Source organism: Citrobacter sp. Cpo147 (assembly GCF_030332405.1).
Lineage (GTDB): Bacteria > Pseudomonadota > Gammaproteobacteria > Enterobacterales > Enterobacteriaceae > Citrobacter > Citrobacter portucalensis.
In genome coordinates this window covers 1-5,148 of the sequence record NZ_JAOWHX010000027.1, presented here as the reverse complement: position 1 = coordinate 5,148, position 5,148 = coordinate 1, and the positions used below count along the sequence as shown (strand labels likewise).

Annotated in this window: 4 protein-coding genes, 4 tRNA genes and 1 pseudogene; 2 read left to right on the top strand and 7 right to left on the bottom strand. The window is 49.2% G+C overall.

Annotated elements, in window-relative coordinates; translation table 11 throughout:
- The 5 genes from tuf to OGY06_RS00950 all read right to left on the bottom strand — a co-directional run.
- Positions 1-1,097, bottom strand: a 1,097-nt coding sequence (gene tuf, locus OGY06_RS00970) for an elongation factor Tu (protein ID WP_118262821.1), incomplete at its 3' end; no start/stop codon positions are given.
- A gap of 118 nt (positions 1,098-1,215) precedes the next feature.
- Positions 1,216-1,291, bottom strand: a tRNA-Thr gene (locus OGY06_RS00965).
- A gap of 5 nt (positions 1,292-1,296) precedes the next feature.
- Positions 1,297-1,371: transfer RNA gene (locus OGY06_RS00960), tRNA-Gly, on the bottom strand.
- A gap of 114 nt (positions 1,372-1,485) precedes the next feature.
- Positions 1,486-1,570, bottom strand: a tRNA-Tyr gene (locus tag OGY06_RS00955).
- Between the two features lie 8 nt (positions 1,571-1,578).
- Positions 1,579-1,654: transfer RNA gene (locus tag OGY06_RS00950), tRNA-Thr, on the bottom strand.
- Positions 1,655-1,673: 19 nt separating this feature from the next.
- On the opposite strand from OGY06_RS00950, the pseudogene OGY06_RS00945 reads away from it, so the two are divergent.
- A pseudogene (locus tag OGY06_RS00945) lies at positions 1,674-1,754 on the top strand (hypothetical protein); the annotation flags it as partial.
- 290 nt (positions 1,755-2,044) lie between these two features.
- Positions 2,045-2,995 (top strand): type I pantothenate kinase, encoded by a 951-nt coding sequence (gene coaA, locus OGY06_RS00940; protein WP_003031107.1) that lies wholly within the window; start codon positions 2,045-2,047, stop codon positions 2,993-2,995.
- A 32-nt stretch (positions 2,996-3,027) separates the two neighbouring features.
- Here the strand turns inward: coaA and birA are convergent, their stop codons facing one another.
- Together birA and murB are read right to left on the bottom strand one after the other, a co-directional pair.
- Positions 3,028-3,990, bottom strand: a complete 963-nt coding sequence (birA, locus tag OGY06_RS00935; protein WP_063942104.1) for a bifunctional biotin--[acetyl-CoA-carboxylase] ligase/biotin operon repressor BirA — start codon at positions 3,988-3,990, stop codon at positions 3,028-3,030.
- The gene (gene murB / locus OGY06_RS00930) at positions 3,987-5,015 is read right to left on the bottom strand and encodes a UDP-N-acetylmuramate dehydrogenase (protein WP_063942103.1); all 1,029 of its coding nucleotides are present in this window, start codon (positions 5,013-5,015) and stop codon (positions 3,987-3,989) included. Before murB ends, birA begins: the two co-directional genes overlap by 4 nt.
- Positions 5,016-5,148 lie beyond the last annotated feature (133 nt).

The following is a 5,148-nucleotide window of genomic DNA, read 5'->3' as shown; positions in this document are numbered from 1 at the left end:
GGGTGGATCAGGGTAACAACCATTTTGATGTTGTCGCCCGGCATTACCATCTCTACGCCTTCCGGCAGTTCGATGGTACCAGTCACGTCAGTAGTACGGAAGTAGAACTGCGGACGGTAGCCTTTGAAGAATGGAGTATGACGACCGCCTTCGTCTTTGGACAGAATGTACACTTCAGATTCGAACTTGGTGTGCGGCTTGATAGAGCCCGGCTTAGCCAGTACCTGACCACGTTCGATTTCTTCACGTTTGATACCACGCAGCAGAACACCAACGTTCTCACCAGCACGGCCTTCGTCCAGCAGTTTGCGGAACATTTCAACGCCAGTACAGGTAGACTTAGCTGTCTCTTTGATACCAACGATTTCAACTTCTTCACCAACTTTGATGATACCGCGCTCTACACGACCGGTAACAACGGTACCACGACCGGAGATGGAGAATACGTCTTCGATAGGCAGCAGGAACGGCTTGTCAATCGCACGCTCTGGTTCTGGGATGTAAGAATCCAGGAAGCCAGCCAGTTCGATGATTTTCGCTTCCCACTCTGCTTCGCCTTCCAGCGCTTTCAGAGCAGAACCACGAACGATCGGAGTGTCGTCGCCCGGGAAATCGTACTGAGACAGAAGTTCACGAACTTCCATTTCTACCAGTTCCAGCAGCTCTTCGTCATCAACCATGTCGCATTTGTTCAGGAACACGATGATGTACGGAACGCCTACCTGACGACCCAGCAGGATGTGCTCACGAGTCTGCGGCATCGGGCCGTCAGTCGCAGCAACAACCAGGATCGCGCCGTCCATCTGCGCAGCACCGGTGATCATGTTTTTAACATAGTCGGCGTGGCCCGGGCAGTCTACGTGTGCGTAGTGGCGAGTCGGGGTGTCATATTCAACGTGAGAAGTGTTGATGGTGATACCACGAGCTTTTTCTTCCGGCGCGTTATCGATCTGGTCGAATGCGCGAGCAGCACCGCCGTAGGTTTTAGCCAGAACGGTAGTGATTGCAGCGGTCAGCGTTGTTTTACCATGGTCAACGTGGCCGATAGTACCGACGTTAACGTGCGGTTTAGTACGTTCAAATTTTTCTTTAGACATCGATTGTCCCTCTAAGACACGGATAAATCGGTGATATCACCACATCAACCAGGCAATATACCTGAGCTGTTGAATGCTTTTAAAAGTAAACAGAGAGAAACGGGAAGGAGAAGTGAAGTGGTGCTGATACCCAGAGTCGAACTGGGGACCTCACCCTTACCAAGGGTGCGCTCTACCAACTGAGCCATATCAGCACGTCTGGAGCGGGCAGCGGGAATCGAACCCGCATCATCAGCTTGGAAGGCTGAGGTAATAGCCATTATACGATGCCCGCATCCTGAAACTCGGCTACCCAGTTCTTTCTGCAACAAAGAAGAGATCTCTCTCTTTTCTGTTCGAGCTGATTAATTTTTTAATCAACTCAGGCGGCGATAACGCTGCCAGAAAGTGGTGGTGGGGGAAGGATTCGAACCTTCGAAGTCTGTGACGGCAGATTTACAGTCTGCTCCCTTTGGCCGCTCGGGAACCCCACCGGACTTGATGGTGCCGACTACCGGAATCGAACTGGTGACCTACTGATTACAAGTCAGTTGCTCTACCTACTGAGCTAAGTCGGCATCAAGTAGCGCGCATTTTATGGAGACATGCGCACTCATGCAACTAAAAAATTGCATAAAATGTTCTATCGCTCACATTTTGCACTATACGACCGATAAATAATCTATTTCCTCTTTGGATTGGACAAATTTCCAACGTCAGGTGCCTCCTCAGAGAGGAATTTTGCTCCGGCAGGTACGCTTTGATAGAGAGAAAGCACATCTTTATACATCTGGAATACTCGTCACATTGCATTTCAGAGGATGATTTTTTCTTATTATTCCCCCCCATCTGGTGTTACCCTCCTGCCCATTGTCCAAATTAACTGAAATGTGCGTGCCATTGCGTACCGGGGATGATTTCGTTTTTTACCGCAGACCTGATATAGCAATGACAGCCAGACCATGCGTATGAGTATAAAAGAGCAAGCGTTAACGTCGCCTTACCTACAGTTTGATCGCAACCAGTGGGCTGCGCTTCGTGATTCCGTGCCGATGACCCTGACCGAGGAAGAGATTGCTCGTCTTAAAGGCATTAACGAAGACTTATCGCTGGAAGAAGTTGCCGAGATTTATTTGCCTCTCTCGCGTTTGCTAAACTTTTACATCAGTTCGAACCTGCGACGTCAGGCCGTGCTGGAGCAATTTTTAGGCACGAATGGCGAGCGTATTCCTTATATTATTAGCATTGCTGGCAGCGTCGCCGTCGGTAAAAGTACGACTGCGCGTGTTTTGCAGGCTTTGCTCAGTCGCTGGCCCGAGCATCGCAAGGTCGAGTTGATTACTACCGATGGCTTTCTCCACCCTAACCAGGTATTGAAAGATCGTGGACTGATGAAGAAGAAAGGCTTCCCCCAGTCCTATGATATGCATCGCTTGGTTAAATTCGTTTCCGATCTGAAATCAGGCGTACCTAACGTCACGGCGCCGGTCTATTCCCATCTCATCTATGATGTGATCCCTGATGGCGACAAAACCGTTGCCCAGCCCGACATATTAATACTCGAAGGGCTAAATGTATTACAAAGCGGGATGGACTATCCTCACGATCCGCATCATGTATTTGTTTCTGACTTTGTCGACTTTTCTATTTATGTTGATGCGCCAGAAGAATTACTCCAGACGTGGTATATCAATCGTTTCCTGAAATTCCGTGAAGGGGCGTTTACCAACCCGGACTCTTATTTCCATAACTATGCAAAATTATCAGAAGATGAGGCTATCAACACCGCCACATCGTTATGGAAAGAGATTAACTGGCTGAATTTAAAACAAAATATATTACCAACGCGTGAGCGAGCAAGCTTAATCATGACGAAAAGTGCCAATCATGCCGTTGAGCAAGTCAGGTTGAGAAAATAAATAAAGAAGGGGAGCAACAGCTCCCCTTCTTATTACTCAGCGCTTCTTAGCGATATTTCTCCACCCATCCAGGGTTTGATCTCGCCTTTTTGTTCAAGCAATAATGCACCTTGCGCGTCTATTCCACGTGAGATGCCAAATATTTCTTTATCACCAATAATAAGTTTAACCGGACGGTCGATAAAGTTATCCAGTCTCTTCCAGCGAGACAGATACGGCGCTAAACCTTCGTGCTCAAAGAGCACTAACGCAGCACGCAACTCACGTATCAGTCGGGCAGCAAGGGTATTGCGATCAATGTTAATGCCCGCTTCCTGCAGGTTAATCCAGCCTTGATTAACCACATTTTCTTCAACCCGGCGCATGGACATATTAATACCCGCACCGATAACAATCTGCGCGGCATCCCCTGTCTTACCGGTCAGTTCAACCAGGATCCCTGCCAGCTTACGGTCGAGCAAATAGAGGTCGTTGGGCCATTTTACACGTACCTTCTCTGCGCCCAGATCGCGTAAAACCTCAGCCATGACGATACCAATAACCAGACTCAGGCCAATCGCGGCAGCCGGTCCTTGTTCCAACCGCCAGAACATTGAAAGGTACAGGTTGGCACCAAACGGTGAAAACCATTTGCGACCACGGCGGCCGCGCCCGGCTTGCTGATATTCAGCGACACAGGCATCCCCTGACTCCAGTTGACCTATTCGGTCCATCAGGTACTGATTGGTTGAGTCGATAACCGGCAGGACTGTGATATTTCCACCATCCAGTTGAGAATGAATAAGTGAAGCATCTAATAGTTGGATAGGCTCCGGTAAGCTGTATCCTTTACCTGGAACAGTAAAGACATCAACCCCCCAGTCGCGTAACGTCTGGACATGCTTATTGATTGCGGCACGGCTCATTCCCAACTTTTCACCGAGCTGCTCACCGGAATGAAATTCGCCGTCAGCGAGTAATGAAATAAGCGTCAGAGGGACGGTATTATCCTTCATGCAATGATCTCCACAGCATTCATTTCACCCTGCGGGCCAATAAACCGGACCTCTGGTTCGAGCCAGACATTAAATTTCTCACCGACTTTTTGACGTACATGATGTGCAAGTTGCACCACATCCTGACTCGTCGCATTGTCTGCATTGATTAGCACCAGTGCCTGCTGTTGATGTACCGCTGCGCCACCAATGCGCATGCCTTTTAGCTGGCATTGATCGATCAGCCAGCCTGCTGCCAGTTTCACAGAGCCATCAGCCTGCGGGTAATGAGGTGCTGTTGGGAATTTTGCCAGGAGCTCCTGCGCAATCTCTGCGGTGACAACCGGGTTTTTAAAGAAGCTTCCTGCATTACCGTTTACTTTCGGATCGGGCAGTTTTGTCGTGCGCATATGGCAGACAGAATCAAAAACTTGCTGAGGCGTCACCGTTGTAGGATCCAGGCGCGTCAGATCGCCATAGGTCAGTACCGGATGCCACTGTTTAGACAAGCGTAAACCAACAGCAATAATTGCGAAGCGATCCTGGTATTCATGTTTGAAGATGCTGTCACGATAACCAAAACGACATTCTGCTGCACCAACACGCAGATATTTGCCAGTCGACAGCTCAACGCAGTCTACGTATTCGCAGACGCGCTGTAGCTCTACGCCATAGGCACCTATATTCTGGATTGGCGATGAACCCACGCAGCCTGGGATAAGCGCCAGATTTTCCAGCCCAGGCATACCAAGCTGCAACGTATGCTGGACCAGATGATGCCAGTTTTCACCCGCACCTACGTGCAAATGCCACGCATCAGGTTGTTCTGTAATCTCAATACCCTTAATACGATTGACGATCACCGTACCCTGGAAGGTATCAAGAAACAGGACGTTACTCCCTTCGCCCAGGATCAGTACTGGATGATGCGATGCATTGGCTGATTGCCAGGCATTCAGCAATTGTTGTTCATTTTCGGCGCAGACAAGTTCATTCGTTTGCTGATCGATACCGAAGGTGTTCCAGGCTTTAAGGGAGTGATTCATAGACGCTTTCCTGATGCAAAATCGCGCCTAGTTTACCGCATATGCCGCAGGATGGCTTGTGTTATGGAGGTTTTGGATATTGCTTTGCACCCGATGGTGCTGCGATGTGATGTGCCTGATGCGCTGCGCTTAT

Coding starts and splice junctions, on each gene's coding strand:
- coaA (WP_003031107.1), top strand. CDS start 2,045: ATGAGTATAAAAGAGCAAGCGTTAACGTCGCCTTACCTACAGTTTGAT.
- birA (WP_063942104.1), bottom strand. CDS start 3,990: ATGAAGGATAATACCGTCCCTCTGACGCTTATTTCATTACTCGCTGAC.
- murB (WP_063942103.1), bottom strand. CDS start 5,015: ATGAATCACTCCCTTAAAGCCTGGAACACCTTCGGTATCGATCAGCAA.